At 57.7% G+C, this 13,757-nt stretch carries 12 protein-coding genes; 6 read left to right on the plus strand and 6 right to left on the minus strand.

The genetic code is table 11. The features are described 5' to 3' along the window. Positions 1 to 213: 213 nt before the first annotated feature. Entirely contained in the window at positions 214 to 1,044 is an 831-nt protein-coding gene (locus JJQ51_RS25610) for an oxidoreductase (RefSeq protein ID WP_152096436.1), read from the minus strand. Positions 1,045 to 1,208: 164 nt separating this feature from the next. Between JJQ51_RS25610 and JJQ51_RS25615 the strand changes: the two genes are divergently transcribed. Together JJQ51_RS25615 and JJQ51_RS25620 are read left to right on the plus strand one after the other, a co-directional pair. Beyond that, the gene (locus tag JJQ51_RS25615; RefSeq protein WP_152096435.1) at positions 1,209 to 1,943 is read left to right on the plus strand and encodes a phosphotransferase enzyme family protein; all 735 of its coding nucleotides are present in this window, start codon (positions 1,209 to 1,211) and stop codon (positions 1,941 to 1,943) included. 264 nt (positions 1,944 to 2,207) lie between these two features. Then, positions 2,208 to 3,206, plus strand: a complete 999-nt coding sequence (locus tag JJQ51_RS25620) for an acyltransferase family protein (RefSeq protein WP_233788740.1) — start codon at positions 2,208 to 2,210, stop codon at positions 3,204 to 3,206. Positions 3,207 to 3,258: 52 nt separating this feature from the next. Here the strand turns inward: JJQ51_RS25620 and JJQ51_RS25625 are convergent, their stop codons facing one another. Next, positions 3,259 to 4,206, minus strand: a complete 948-nt coding sequence (locus JJQ51_RS25625; RefSeq protein WP_233788739.1) for an alpha/beta fold hydrolase — start codon at positions 4,204 to 4,206, stop codon at positions 3,259 to 3,261. A gap of 660 nt (positions 4,207 to 4,866) precedes the next feature. On the opposite strand from JJQ51_RS25625, the gene JJQ51_RS25630 reads away from it, so the two are divergent. The 4 genes from JJQ51_RS25630 (at position 4,867) to JJQ51_RS25645 (ending at position 9,528) form a co-directional block, all read left to right on the plus strand. After that, positions 4,867 to 5,721, plus strand: coding sequence for a WcbI family polysaccharide biosynthesis putative acetyltransferase (locus JJQ51_RS25630; RefSeq protein ID WP_113352653.1), 855 nt, complete (start codon positions 4,867 to 4,869; stop codon positions 5,719 to 5,721). Next, a complete protein-coding gene (locus tag JJQ51_RS25635) occupies positions 5,718 to 6,779 on the plus strand; it encodes a GSCFA domain-containing protein (RefSeq protein ID WP_113352654.1) in 1,062 nt (353 codons plus the stop codon). The genes JJQ51_RS25630 and JJQ51_RS25635 overlap by 4 nt, the downstream gene beginning before the upstream one ends. Positions 6,780 to 6,887: 108 nt before the next feature. Beyond that, complete coding sequence (locus tag JJQ51_RS25640; RefSeq protein WP_113352655.1) at positions 6,888 to 7,643, plus strand: FkbM family methyltransferase; 756 nt, start codon at positions 6,888 to 6,890, stop codon at positions 7,641 to 7,643. A 262-nt stretch (positions 7,644 to 7,905) separates the two neighbouring features. Continuing rightward, on the plus strand, positions 7,906 to 9,528 hold the full coding sequence (locus tag JJQ51_RS25645) for an ABC-F family ATP-binding cassette domain-containing protein (protein ID WP_113352656.1): 1,623 nt from the start codon (positions 7,906 to 7,908) through the stop codon (positions 9,526 to 9,528). 18 nt (positions 9,529 to 9,546) lie between these two features. Here JJQ51_RS25645 and JJQ51_RS25650 read toward each other — a convergent pair whose 3' ends face one another. From JJQ51_RS25650 to JJQ51_RS25665, 4 genes are read right to left on the minus strand one after another with little or no spacing between them, the layout of a single operon-like run. Next, positions 9,547 to 10,560: an OmpA family protein gene (locus JJQ51_RS25650; protein ID WP_113333523.1), complete on the minus strand. Its 1,014-nt coding sequence runs from the start codon at positions 10,558 to 10,560 to the stop codon at positions 9,547 to 9,549. Beyond that, positions 10,554 to 11,486, minus strand: coding sequence for a hypothetical protein (locus JJQ51_RS25655; protein ID WP_113352657.1), 933 nt, complete (start codon positions 11,484 to 11,486; stop codon positions 10,554 to 10,556). The genes JJQ51_RS25650 and JJQ51_RS25655 overlap by 7 nt, the downstream gene beginning before the upstream one ends. Continuing rightward, positions 11,486 to 12,304, minus strand: coding sequence for a hypothetical protein (locus JJQ51_RS25660; RefSeq protein ID WP_113352658.1), 819 nt, complete (start codon positions 12,302 to 12,304; stop codon positions 11,486 to 11,488). The genes JJQ51_RS25655 and JJQ51_RS25660 overlap by 1 nt, the downstream gene beginning before the upstream one ends. Further along, positions 12,282 to 13,730, minus strand: a complete 1,449-nt coding sequence (locus JJQ51_RS25665; RefSeq protein WP_269245485.1) for a hypothetical protein — start codon at positions 13,728 to 13,730, stop codon at positions 12,282 to 12,284. Before JJQ51_RS25665 ends, JJQ51_RS25660 begins: the two co-directional genes overlap by 23 nt. Positions 13,731 to 13,757: the final 27 nt, after the last annotated feature.

Raw genomic sequence — 13,757 nt, forward strand, 5'->3', positions numbered from 1 at the left:
AGGTCGTCACCATGCCATTCTCGCCCAGATGCAAGGTGGCGGGCAAACGGGCCTGACGCAGAACCGCAGACGGTGGCAAGCCGATCCGCTCGACCGCACGCCAGAAGGCCTGCGGCACCTTGCATTTGTCTGCTGGCATCACACTCATCTCAGTCGATCCTCTAAGCTCGATCTCGCAGAATTACGCTCGTCTGTCATCCGCCGGCGGGAATGTTAGCGCATCTGGCTCATGATGATGCGATCAAACATCCGATCACCGAGCCATTTGCGGATCGCAATCATCGGCTTGGCATATTTGCCGGCGACGTAGCGCGTCCGCGGCCTTCTCGCATGCACGGCAGCCGAGACGACATCCGCGATCACTTTCGGATCCGTGCCGCGCCCATGACCATAGGTCGCCCTCGTGGTCTTGGCGACCGCCTGCGAAACCTTGGCATATGCGCCTGCTCCGGAACGTTTCACGAGACCGTCGGCGACCACATCGCCAAATCCCGTCTCGATGAGGCCCGGTTCGACGACAACGACGTCGATGCCGAACGGGGCCAGTTCCAACCGCAGGCTGTCCGACCAGCCCTCGAGCGCATGCTTGGTGGCATGGTACCACGCGCCGAGCAACGTATAGATCTTGCCGCCCATCGAGGTGATGTTGACGATGGTGCCGGAGCCCCTCTGGCGCATCGCAGGCAAGAGAAGCTGAGTCAGGCGAGCCGGACCGAAGACATTGACTTCGAACTGATATCTCGCCTCGTCCATGGCGATGTCTTCGACAGGTCCATACAGTCCGAAGCCTGCATTGTTGACAAGGACATCGACGCCGCCGCTTTCAGCGAGAATGATCCCCACGGCTGCCTTGATCTCGTCATCGTCGGATACATCCATCTGCAGGGCGCGTGCACCAAGGCGTTCGAGATCCAGCATCTTGTCGACGTTGCGCGCCGCCACATAGACCCTGAAGCCATCGCTGATGAGACGCTTGGCGATTTCCTTGCCCATGCCGGAGGATGCGCCGGTCACGAGCGCTGTTTTCTTGCGTGTATTGCTCATATCTGCCTCTCTGTTCGCAAGATCACAAATAGAAGCTCGCTGGCGGCAGATCATTGGCGAAACATGCCATCACTGTTGCATATTACGCCAATCGCGTTAATTAGCATCGCCAGCGCCTGCGGACGAAACGGGTCAGGCACTAGTCATGCGCCAGGATATCGCCAATGGGATGGGAAGCGCTCGGGCAATGGGGTGAGGACGCGGTTCGCCTCGAACCACTCACCGGTGGAGTTGCCAACGATGTATGGAGCGTTCGCATCCATGGACGGATTGCCGTCGCTCGTCTCGGCTTCAGAACCGACGCTGATCTCGCCTGGGAAACGGAGCTACTCCAATACCTCGACCGCGAAGGCATGACCGTTCCGACGCCGATCCCGACGACGGATGGCCGGCTCTTCGTGGATGGTCTGGTGGTAATGAAATACATGGAGGGCGGGCCGCCCGAAACGGGGGCCGATTGGCGTCGCGTTGCCGAGACGCTCCGCAAGCTGCACCGATTGACGCGAGGCTGGCCGCAGCGTCCCGGTTGGAGATCGTCAACCGACCTTCTGCATGTCGAAACCGGAACGAGGGTCAACCTTGCCGCAATGCCATCCGAGGGCGTCACCCGATGCCGAGCAGCTTGGGCGCGGCTTGTCGGGCGTCAAACATGCGTCGTCCATGGAAATCCTAACAACCCTGGCAATATCCGCATGACTGCAGATCGCGTCGCTTTGATCGACTGGGATGAGTCACATGTCGACGTTCCAGACCTCGACCTCGTGTTGCCCGACAACGCTGCCGATCTTGACGATGGTGCATATGATATCGCCGCACAGGCATCAGCCGCATGGGAAGCTGCTGTCTGTTGGCAGGACGAATACTCGGTCAAGCGGCTTGCCGAAGTTCGAGCGGTCTAAGCGGTTTCGGCGGATTGCGAAGCTCCTGCACAAGCGTTCGGCTTTATGAGCACTCGTCCCTACATCCAATTGCCCGATTTCGGCCACGAAACCGGCGGGAAATGATCCATTTTCATTGAAATTGTTGCTGCAGCAACATGCAGCAATATTCGGTCTGCCGAGCCTCAAACCCGTCATGCACGGTGCCCGGCCTTTCGACACATTTTATCGCTGAATCGGGCCTCGGGGCATCGGAGATAGCAGTTCAATCGTGTGAGGCACCGCTTGAAAATCGGCAGCGATATCGCGAGCATTCAATATCTGCGGGCCGTCGCCGCGATTTCCGTTCTTTGCTTCCATGTCTGCGAAACATATGGCCTGGAGTTCAAGAGCGGAGCAGCTGGGGTCGATATATTCTTCGTCATCAGCGGCTTCATCATGTGGGTCACGACCGACGGAAGATCGCTCGGTCCGCAGGAATTCATGTGGCGCCGGCTCATCAGGATCGTGCCGCTTTACTGGATCGCGACGGCGGCAACCTTCATCGTTGCCGTGCTGAAGCCGCAATTCTTCTTCGACACGAATTTGAGCATCGAGAACTTGATTGGCTCGCTGTTTTTCGTGCCCTTCATGAAGGACGAAGCCCTGCACCCTGTCGTCGAGCAGGGATGGACGCTGTCCTACGAGATGTTCTTCTATCTCATTTTTTCAATTTCGCTGCTTGTGCCGGAATTCAGGCGGCTATGGTTCTTGATGGTGGCCCTGGTGACCATTGTGATTGCGCATTACCTGCTGCCTCCCGGCTACCTCAGTGTTTTCACACAGCCGGTCATTCTGGAATTTGCCGCCGGCATCATCATCGGGCGCCTGTGGAAACAGGGTTTTCGACTGCCTTTTCCCGTTGCCATCGGCTTGATGATCGTCGGCGTTGTGCTGCTTGTGGCGAGCGATCCGCTGATCCATTTGGAGCGGGCGGTGCGCTGGGGCATACCGGCAGTGTTGCTGCTGTCAGGCGCTGTTTTTGCCGAGCGGGAACGAGGCGTGCCACAGCTGGCGTTCCTGCATTTCCTGGGGGATGCCTCCTATTCCATCTATGTTTGGCACGTCCTGACCGGCATCCTGGTCACTGCACTGCTTTTGCGCATCGGAGTGCCGCACGATATGCAGCCGATGCCTATCGCATTGGGTTCGCTGGCCTTTGCCGTCGTTTGCTACCTGGGCATCGAGCGCCCGATACAGCGAAAAATCCGATCATCGCGCCCGCAGCCGGCCTATCGCAGCTGACGCATGAAAGTAGACGGCGGGATCACGATGGGGATCGACCACTCGAGAAAACTTACGGCACCGCTCCGGATAGTTTTGCAGTCCCATCGATAACCGGGCAAGACGGCGGCACCGGTCGATCGAACAGAACGGCAATGCCGCAATCCGAGGCGAACATCCCTTCATCATCATGCCCCACGCCGGGTACCTCGACGACCTTCTGATCGAGATCGGAAGGATGCCGCTTCTTCATATAGTCGAAATAGGTGAGCCCGCGTGCAAGCCGATACGGCCCTTGCGCCATCGCCCCGCAGGAGCGGTCGATGAAATGGGTATAGGGATTCGTGTCCGCCTGCCCCAGCAGATAGACCACGTTGCGCGCGGCATATCTCGTTTCGAGAAGCTTCGGGTCCTGTGACGATACGTATGGTGGTGCGCCGGCGAGTCCGTATCGCCATTGCGTCGCCTTCGGGCAGGAAGCCAGCCCTGCCTGCTGATCCGGTAAGGCCGGCCGCTCGTTGTCGAAATAAAGATAGCTCGAGGGATTGGCCACGAGATAGCGGACGGCGATGCCGGCGCTCGTCAGATTTTCCGCCTCCCGTCCGGCGACGGCATAGCGCTGGACCAATTGTGCTCCGGCCGAATGCCCCATCACGACAATGGTCTTCAGCGAAGGGTACAGGCGACGGTCAGCGAAATGCTGCAGCAGGGCATCGAGCGCGGCGAAAGAACTGATCGGCGCCGGCTGGCGGGCGGGTTTTCCGGCTTTCCAGCCATTCTGCGTCCAGGCCAGCGTCTGCGCAGACAGCGAGAAAGCGTTCAAATCCGGTCTTATCAGGAATTGCGGCGCAACCACCATCGTACCGTCAGCGAGATCGCCTGCCTTTGCGAGCACCTCCTGCCCGGTCGCATAATAGGCATCGGCGTTTCGGAGCGTGCCGTGGACGATGATCAGCACCTTCGTCACGTCGGGCGACGCCGCTTCGATCGCATGATCCGCGTAGACGGGCAACTCACCCATCCCCTCGGGCGTATTAAGAAGCAGGCGCTGATCCGCAATCTCCTTGACTGGCTCATTGAGCCGCTGGTGTTGGGAAGCCGCATTGGCGGACCAAGCTCTGGATGATACCCCGACTGTGGCAAGCGCCGCGCTCAGTAACAGAACGCAAGCCAGATCCTCAACCTGCCGCAAAACGCGTCCCAATAAACTTGGATGACTGCTGGCTGAAACGGATAGCATCTTCGATCCTGTAGACCTTCGTTCGCTCTAAATATCAGCATTCCTTATGCGCACCGGCATTACTGATCCTTACAGCGACGCCTTTATAAACGTCAGGTCAAACCGAAATCCGTCGCATCCGCCAAAAATTTTTCCAAACAAATAATCGAATGTCGCGAGTGCCGATTTTTAACTACCCAAGACAGCTGGGAATGTGACTGATGAATGGTTGGTCGATGGCACGTCCCGCCCATATATGACAGTGCATATCAGGCAGGCCCTGCAGAGGCCTACGCAAATCAGCCAGACCTGACGCCATTTATATGGACAAGTTCCAGCGGCCAGAAAACAATGGGATCGTCAATGCGACATTGATCGAGACCTCAAAGATTTCACGACGTTTATCTAACGTATTTCAACATGATAGCGACCGCCTGAATGCGATCGCTTGGGATAGTTCTGATGGAAACATGGCTGCTAGTATCGAATTGCCAAACATTCGGTCTCGCGAATTCCTTGAAGCTTCTCGGCCCTCGCTTCCATATAGACGCGGTCGACATATGGGCGTTCAGAAAGAATATTGGAAAATATAAGGAGAAACTGTCCCAATATTTCAGGGTCATTATTCATCCGCAGTTTCGCGACATGGATTTCGACTTCGGTAGCGCTCAGAACCTCGACTTCATTCCCTCTATCAACTTCGATGCCTACCATCCTGATATCTGCTACGCCTTCTCGGACGGTCCGCTCGAGGGCCCCATGGGATCCTATCATTCCATGATCGTTCTGGCTTCATACGAAGCTGGCCTGAGCGTCGAAGCAACGCGCAAGCTCTTCAGACGTGATATCTTCGAGGCCTGCGGATTTTTCACGCGTTGGGAGCAAGAGCGGACGCAACTCTTTCGGCATTTTTCCGAACATGGCTTGGATATTTCATCGTCTTTCGTGCAATGGTCCCGCGGTGAGCCTTTCATGTATTCCGTCAATCATCCGAAGATCCGCTGTATCTACGATATTGCCCGAATATTCCTACGACGGTTAGGAGTCGATACCACCGACGGCGAAGTTCTGCCTGCCGATAATCTTCTGAACGGGCCGTGCTATCCCGTATATCCAGAGATTGCCGAGACGTTTGGTGCAGGGGGATCCTACCTTTTCAAATTGCCGAATGAATATCGCCTCATCTCGCTCGAGCAATTTATCGAATTCAGTTTCGCGATCTACTCGAGGCTCCCGCCCCGGTCGATCCTGGTCGAGCATGCGGTTCGCCCTCGATACGATAACGTCAAGGCAGTCATAGCGGAGGCAACTCGATGACAAATCCTTATGCGGCGATAGAAAGTTACCAGCTCTGGCGGCGCTCGATATCGCGCATCGAACCTCATCTTTTCGATCCAGTCGTCGATCCGAAATTCCGCATTAACAAGACGATGAAGATAGCTACGGCGGGCAGCTGCTTCGCTCAACATATTTCTCGTCAATTGCAGCGGATCGGATTCTATTATTTCGTAGCCGAAGATGGCAGAGGATTATCCGAAAACGAACGAATCCGGCGCAATTTCGGGGTCTTCTCGGCACGCTATGGCAATCTCTACACGGCCCGACAGCTGCTGCAATTATATGAAGAAGCTTTCGAGGGACGGGAGCTCTCTGAAGATTCATGGAAGCGGGCTGACGGGCGGTATGTGGATCCCTATCGGCCGCAGATAGAGCCTGACGGGTTCGAAACGGTCAAAGCGGTGAAAGATGCGCGGGTCGAACATCTTGCTGCCGTCCGCTCGGTTTTTACGAGGGCGGATGTGCTGGTCTTCACCCTTGGTCTTACCGAAGCATGGCGATCCAAGGTTGACGGCTCTGTATATCCTCTCGCGCCGGGCGTCGTAGCGGGCTCCTTTGATAGTAAGCGTCATGAGTTCGTCAATTTCGGTGTCACTGATGTTGAAGCCGATCTCCTCACTTTCCTGCGGAAGCTCAAGGCAAAGAGCCCGCACATCAAAGTGTTGCTGACAGTTTCCCCTGTACCGCTGATCGCTACGTATGAAAATAGAAACGTGCTCGTATCGACCACCTACAGCAAGTCTGTTCTAAGAGTCGTCGCTGATCAAATCGTTTCTCGCTTTGACTGGATTGATTACTTTCCCTCTTATGAAATCATTACTGGAAGCTACGCTGGCGGCCTTTACTACGAAGCCGACCATCGAGAGGTGAATTCACGTGGCGTCGCACATGCGATGCGTTGCTTCGTCAACAATTATACATCCGATCCGTCGCATCCAACGGACCAGCAGAACGCGGCGAGCCAGCCGATCACACCAGACCCCGTACGCCGGGACGTCATCTGCGACGAAGAGGCAATCGACGCAGTACGTGTATAACATAACTGAGCCTGCCTTGTTCTTTGGCAGCTATGCAAGGCTTGGCACATGGCGAAATCGGTTCGTCTTTGAATTGATGATTTCGATGCTGAACAGGGAGCCACTGATATGTCCGATGCCTTTGAATCCTTTATTGCCAGAGAGCGGTTCGTTGGGCCGCATAAGTTCGATGTCCATATTGAGGATGAGTTGGCGCGCCAGTGGTACAACTACCCCGATCAATGGCAGAGCGAACGGCAGTGGTGGGTTGACACCATCAAGCCGGGTTCAACGGTGCTCGAATGCGGCGCGCATCAGGGCCTTACAACAGTTATCCTTGCCCTCTGCACGGGACCAACGGGCGTGGTTCATGCTTGGGAGGCATCTCCCAGTAACGCAGCGATGATCGAGCGCAACGCAAAGCTGAACAATCTCCGCAATATTATAGTTCATCCGCGCGCAGCCGGAGACAGAGGTGGATTGCTCCCGGTCCAAGATAGCATGGGTTCATTCATGGTCCTGCCCTCGGACCAGGATCCACGTATGTCGACGAAAGTGGAAGTCGTTAGGCTTGACGATGATTATGATCATTCCAAAAAGGTCGACTTCCTGAAGATCGACGTGGATGGCGCCGAGCTGGAAGTTATGCTTGGGGCACAGCGAATCTTGTCTGATCGGCCCTTCATCAACCTTGAGCTGCACAACTTCCTTTTCGACGATCCGGCGAAAACAGTCTCCAAAATCGTCGAAATATTTCATGACCTGAAATACAGCTTCAAAGTAGACGCTTATGACGACAACTGCATCGTCGACGTCGGCACAACCCTCAATGTCTCTTGGCTGATGAGGTTTAAATTCGTGCAGCTGTTCTGCACACCCGTCTGAAATTTTCGCTTTGGCAGGTTCCACCGAAGGTATTTGGACGCACCGGAATATGTCTTGTTACCCGACTTATAGGAAGCGCCCAAGCTTGCCGCGGCGTGATCGTGCGATCTGCGACGTTCATGTCGCGTGCAACGACACCCGCGGCAATCGTTTACCAGGCAATTACATGACACCCTTTGGCCAATTCGCCGAAAACTTGCGACAGAGCGCCCCACCCATGGCATAAGGCCCCCGAAAAACTTTCTTTGGGCCTCGCGTAACCATGATTCGTATCGAAAATATCAGCAAGCAGAATAGCCATCGCATCCTCTTCATCGAGGCATCCGCGGCGCTCAACAGGGGCGAGAGCGTCGGTCTCGTCGGGCCGAACGGCGCAGGCAAGACGACGCTTTTCAGGATGATTACCGGCCAGGAGCAGCCCGACGAGGGGCAGGTTTCCGTCGATAAGGGCGTCACCATCGGTTATTTCAATCAGGATGTCGGTGAGATGGAGGGACGCAGTGCCGTCGCGGAAGTGATGGAGGGCGCCGGTCCCGTCAGCGCCGTTGCCGCCGAACTTCGCGAACTCGAAGCAGCAATGAGCGATCCGGACCAGGCCGACAGGATGGATGAGATCATCGAGCGCTATGGCGAAGTGCAGGCGCGCTATGAGGAACTCGATGGTTACGCGCTTGAGGGCCGCGCCCGTGAAGTGCTTGATGGCCTGAGCTTCAGCCAGGAGATGATGGACGGCAATGTCGGCGGGCTGTCTGGCGGCTGGAAGATGCGTGTGGCACTTGCCCGCATCCTCCTGATGCGCCCCGACGTCATGCTGCTTGACGAGCCGAGCAACCATCTCGATCTCGAAAGCCTGATCTGGCTCGAATCCTTCCTGAAGGGCTACGAAGGAGCGTTGCTGATGACCTCGCACGACCGCGAGTTCATGAACCGCATCGTCACCAAGATCATCGAAATCGATGGCGGCAATCTCACCAGCTATTCGGGCGACTATGAATTCTACGAGCAGCAGCGCGCGCAGAACGAGAAGCAGCAGCAGGCGCAGTTCGAGCGCCAGCAGGCGATGCTCGCCAAGGAAATCAAGTTCATCGAGCGCTTCAAGGCACGTGCCTCGCATGCCTCGCAGGTGCAGAGCCGCGTGAAGAAGCTGGAAAAGATCGATCGCGTCGAGCCGCCGAAGCGCCGACAGACCGTCGCCTTCGAATTCCAGCCGGCGCCGCGCTCGGGCGAAGACGTGGCCGTGCTGAAGAACGTCCACAAGAAGTATGGCAGCCGCACCATCTATGAAGGACTGGATTTCATGGTGCGACGCCGCGAGCGCTGGTGCATCATGGGCATCAACGGCGCCGGCAAATCCACACTCCTGAAGCTGGTTGCGGGCTCGACGCAGCCGGACGAGGGCAGCGTTGCGCTCGGCGCCAGCGTGAAAATGGGATATTTCGCCCAGCACGCCATGGATCTGCTGGATGGAGAGCGCACCGTGTTTCAGCAGCTCGAGCATGATTTTCCGCAGGCCGGTCAAGGCTCGCTGCGGGCGCTGGCCGGTTGCTTCGGCTTCTCTGGCGACGATATCGAAAAGAAATGCCGGGTGCTGTCGGGCGGCGAGAAGGCGCGGCTCGTGATGGCGATCATGCTTTTCGACCCGCCGAATCTCTTGGTGCTCGACGAGCCGACCAACCATCTCGATCTCGACACCAAGGAGATGCTCATTCAGGCGTTGTCGCAATATGAAGGCACGATGCTGTTCGTCTCGCACGACCGGCATTTCCTGGCCGCGCTCTCCAATCGCGTTCTGGAGCTGACGCCGGAAGGCATTCATCAATATCCCGGCGGCTATACGGAATATGTCGAGCGCACCGGTTACGAGGCACCCGGCCTCAGAAGCTGATGCCTTGCCGATTGGGCACTATTGCGTATTCACTGATGGGGCGGCACCGGCGTTGATGACGGCGACGGGCGTTGTCCTGCCGCGCACGCGGATTTCGATGCGGCGTCGTGCCTCGACGGCGCCGCTTTGGCCAGACGTGACAGTATCGCCGGGCAAGATCAGCTGTGCGGCGGACATCGGCAGGATGGTGGCGCTCTTCAGCTTCGGATTGGCCTTAAGCACATTGGCGACGGCAATGGCACGGGCAAGGCCAAGCCCGGCATTGTCGGCCGGCAGCAGGGCGGAGACCGGCAGCTTGCCATCCATTGCGCCGATGATCGTATCGTCGAGATTGGATTTTTCGCGCGCCACCGGCTGCTCGTCGGTGTGGCCGATCACCTCGACGATATTGGCGCCATAGAGGCTCAGATTGCTGGCGATTTCATCCGTGATGGTCGTGCTGAGCAGCTGGGCGAAGGTGCCCGTGAGTTCGGCGCTGCCCGATTGGAAATAGTTCTTCTTGGCATCGTCGAGATTGATGATGGGCGGCCAGTCGTGTGCGCCCTTGCCGCCCGCGTTGCCGGCCAAGAGCTTGTTGACCTCATCGGGTGCCGCCGCCAGCGAGACGCCATGTTCTTTTAGAACGGCGGCAACCTTGGAAAGCGATTTCAGATCGGCGGTTGTCGCGCCCTGATCCGCCATGCTGTCAAGTGTTTCTTTCGCTAGCACCAGTTCCCGCCATTGCTTGTCCACCACGGCCTTGTCGGCAGCGGAGAGATCGCCGGAGACGACCTTGGACTGCAGCAGGACGATTTCGGCTGCCTGCTCCGCTCGCTTCTTCTCCAGCACCGCGACTTGCTGCTCGACCTTCTCAAGCTTCCGCTCGACCTCGTAGCGCTTGTTTCTCTCCGCCGAAATCATGGCGGCAGCCACGAGCAGCAGGCAGAAAACCAGAAGGAGCATGGATTCGGCCATCGTCAGGCCAAGGATGAGGCCACGATTATAGCCCTTGTGCTCCAGTTTCGGCGTGCTGCCCGGGCCTCCAGCTACCATAGCGGCCACCAGCGTTTTCGCGGCACGACTTGGGGCTCAGCAGCGATATCGCCATCGGGCTTCGGCAGCGGCGTTTGCCCCATCGCTTCGGCCACACGACCGAGCGCCAGCTCGATATTGCGCAATGGCTGTAATTGCGCCTCCGACATCTCCTTGATGGCGGCAATCGCCGGTGCCAGCTCGGCGCGTACGACGTCCTCCGGCGCGCGGATCTCTTCCAGCTTCTTGCCGACATTCTCGACGGCGGCACCGAATGTGCCGATGATCTCGGACAGCTGCGATGTCGTCGTCGTCAACTGGGCGGCTGCGTCGTTGATCGGGGTTACCGCCTGCTTCGCCAGCAATTCCAGGATCTTGTTGATCTCCTGGCCATTGCGCTCGGCCTGCCGCGCGATCTCCTCGAACCCTTCCGACAGCATCTGGTTGCTGACGCGGCGGTAATGGGAGAATTCGCGCGAGGAGGAATCGAGTTCGGTGCGGACACGCCGCGTCATCTCGGCAAGCTCATGGCGTACGCTGCGTTCGATGTCGATCGGATCGCGCCGCATCTGGTTGAAGAGGATGCGCAGCGTCACGCCGGCAATGGTCGAGGTAACCGCGATGCCGAAATTGCGGACTATGGTCTCGATCGATGTTTCCCCGGCAAAGAGATAGAGGGATACGCCGAGACTCGATAGGGTGAAGAGAAAACCCATGTAATAGAGGTTGTCGCCCGCCTGCTCATTGCGCAGCCGGAACCCGGCAACGGCCAGCGATACGATGAAGTAGATCCCCATCAACACCAGCGGCACACCGGTTACGATTGGCAGTGACCAGCCCATGAGCTTCGACGACCAGATGAAAATCATGCCGCCAATGGTGATGGAGGCGAATAGCACCATCGGCCCATAATCCCGGACGAGATATCTGGCGTCGGTATTGGCCATCAGCGTATCCCCTCCAGCCGCACGAAGCCGCCAAAATCACCTTTGTTGTTCTTGATCCATTGCGCCCAGAAATTCGCAAGATCCTCCATGCTGAACTTCATGTTGGGCCTTTGAAAGGCAAGGATCTTGACCGTGACACCGTCCAGTGACGTGCGGAAACGGTCATTTGCCGGGCTTTGCTGGTATTTCTGATAGGAGACCCCATCTCGATAATTCGAGAAGGCGGCCGTGTGCTCGATCATGTCGGAGGCAATGTAGAGCCGCTTCGAGATGCCGATCGGTGCATTTGCGAAAACCTCCAGATTGATCTTCTGAATGGCGGCCATGATCGGCGACAGTCGGCCGGACTCGCCCGCCGTCAGCTTGCCGGCGATATCGGCGAGCGGCTTCTGGAAGCCCTTTTCCCAGCGCGCCTGCGCCAGCCGCGGATTGCTGGTCCATTCGTCGACGTTCGCGCCGCTTCCAGGATTGCAGCCATGGAAGGTCTGGATCAGCTCACCTTCCTTTTCGGTGAGCGCATAGATATCGATGGCGCCGCCGATCGGCACGTCCGCGACGATCTTCTGGAACTGGTTGCGCAGATCGAGCGCCGTCGTGTCTGATATCGGATCGGTGACATCGAGCAGGATGGCCGTTTCCGCCTTCGGGCCATCCACGGGGCAGAGCGAGGCCTGGTCGACGGCGACATTGCCGCTTGCCTTGTAGCGCAGCCAACCATAGGCGCCGACGATCCCGAGGGACAGGACGGCGAGACAAACCGTTGCGATGATGAGACCGGCGGATCCGCCGCGCCGGCTACGCCGCTTGCGTCGCGCCAAGGATGCTCTCCGGGAAAAGATTATCGAGCTGATGGTATTTTTCGATGGCGCGCTCGAATTCGTCGCCGATCCGCTTGATCTGCTCCGAAAGCTCCGCTTGGGCGCTCTGGATACGCGAGCCCAGCACTTTGTCGTCCCATTCCTCTTCCGTGCGAATAACGGGCGTCAGGCGCTCCATCTTGTAAGCGGCTTTGAAGTATGACGGCTCCGGCTCGGTGCGCACGGCCCGGTTCGCATCGCGATAAGAGGTGAGCAGCACATTGGCGGCACGCTCGAGATGGTTCTGGTGTTCGGCAAAGAGGCCTGCGGTCCTGGCGCGATGCGCGATGATGGCAGCCGTTTCCTGCCGGCGCAGCGAGAGGTCGCGGATGATCTCCTCGATCTTGCTGTTGTGATCGTCGCGGATTTCGCGGAGATCTTCGATCAGATCAAGCTTGCGGTCGATGTAGTTGTCTCTGGCCGCATCTAGACGCTTCTGGACGCCGGCAAAGCCGGGATAAGGATCGGTCAGATAGCAGCCGTCGATGAAGGCGACGAGCGAGAACATCAGACCAATGGCAAAGAGCATCCAGGAGTTCAGTTCCTGCAACCCGAGCGGTGCGGTCTTGAGCCGCTGGATCACCTCGGCACCGGCTCCGCTCAGGATCGTCGCGGAGACCTCGCGATAATGTGCCAGCGCGATATTGATGCCCAAAGCCACGGCGACATAGGCGACAAGCCCCAGCAGGCCGATCAGCTTCAGCGCAAAGGAGCGATGTACCAGAAAACGGACGCAGAAGAAAGAAAAAATCAGCGTCATGCCGATGTTCAGGAAGGCGAAGGCGGCCGCCTCGGTTACACCACCGACGAGACCCTGCTCGCTTCCTTTGGCGAGAAAACTGCCGTTCATCACCATTTCGATGAGCACGAGGAAGACGATCAGCGAGACCTTGAAGCCCCAGGCTGCCCTGCTTGAAACCTTGGCGGCCCGCTGCAGCTTATGTCTGGCCTTGAAGCCCACCATTTCATCCTCGGCCGTCTTCAGCTTGCGGCGCAGGCCATGAAGCTCGTCCACGCCGCTTGCCACTTCCGCCTTGAAATCCGAAACGCTTGATGCGTTCGCCTGGCGGATCAGTCCGAACTGGCCCTCGAAATCGAGGTTGCGCAAGCGGCTGTCAAAAGTCTGGAACTGATCTTCGAGGATTTGGTAGGAGCTTTTCTTTTCCGCCTCGACCCAGGCGATGATGCGCTGCTCCGTCTCGTCATGCGATTGCGCATCCGGCGGCGGCCGGTTCTGACGCCCGGCAGCGGCACCCCTTTCCTTCAGGTCGAGAGTCGTGCCCAGCTTTTCGATATCGACGACGGGAAACACATCCGTCGAGGCACGGAAATCATGGCTGGTCTCCCGAACGCTATCCCAGAGACGGTTGAGGGCTTCGAAACGCAACGATCTTCCCCGGCGAATTCATCAACT

Source organism: Rhizobium sp. AG207R, from assembly GCF_027109195.1.
Lineage (GTDB): Bacteria > Pseudomonadota > Alphaproteobacteria > Rhizobiales > Rhizobiaceae > Rhizobium > Rhizobium dioscoreae.

Excerpts from the sequence above, each read along its gene's own strand:
- JJQ51_RS25635 (WP_113352654.1), top strand. The coding sequence starts at position 5,718 with ATGACAAATCCTTATGCGGCGATAGAAAGTTACCAGCTCTGGCGGCGC.
- JJQ51_RS25615 (WP_152096435.1), top strand. The coding sequence starts at position 1,209 with ATGGGATGGGAAGCGCTCGGGCAATGGGGTGAGGACGCGGTTCGCCTC.
- JJQ51_RS25640 (WP_113352655.1), top strand. The coding sequence starts at position 6,888 with ATGTCCGATGCCTTTGAATCCTTTATTGCCAGAGAGCGGTTCGTTGGG.
- JJQ51_RS25655 (WP_113352657.1), bottom strand. The coding sequence starts at position 11,486 with ATGGCCAATACCGACGCCAGATATCTCGTCCGGGATTATGGGCCGATG.
- JJQ51_RS25650 (WP_113333523.1), bottom strand. The coding sequence starts at position 10,560 with ATGGTAGCTGGAGGCCCGGGCAGCACGCCGAAACTGGAGCACAAGGGC.
- JJQ51_RS25625 (WP_233788739.1), bottom strand. The coding sequence starts at position 4,206 with ATGGGTGAGTTGCCCGTCTACGCGGATCATGCGATCGAAGCGGCGTCG.
- JJQ51_RS25645 (WP_113352656.1), top strand. The coding sequence starts at position 7,906 with ATGATTCGTATCGAAAATATCAGCAAGCAGAATAGCCATCGCATCCTC.
- JJQ51_RS25610 (WP_152096436.1), bottom strand. The coding sequence starts at position 1,044 with ATGAGCAATACACGCAAGAAAACAGCGCTCGTGACCGGCGCATCCTCC.
- JJQ51_RS25630 (WP_113352653.1), top strand. The coding sequence starts at position 4,867 with ATGGAAACATGGCTGCTAGTATCGAATTGCCAAACATTCGGTCTCGCG.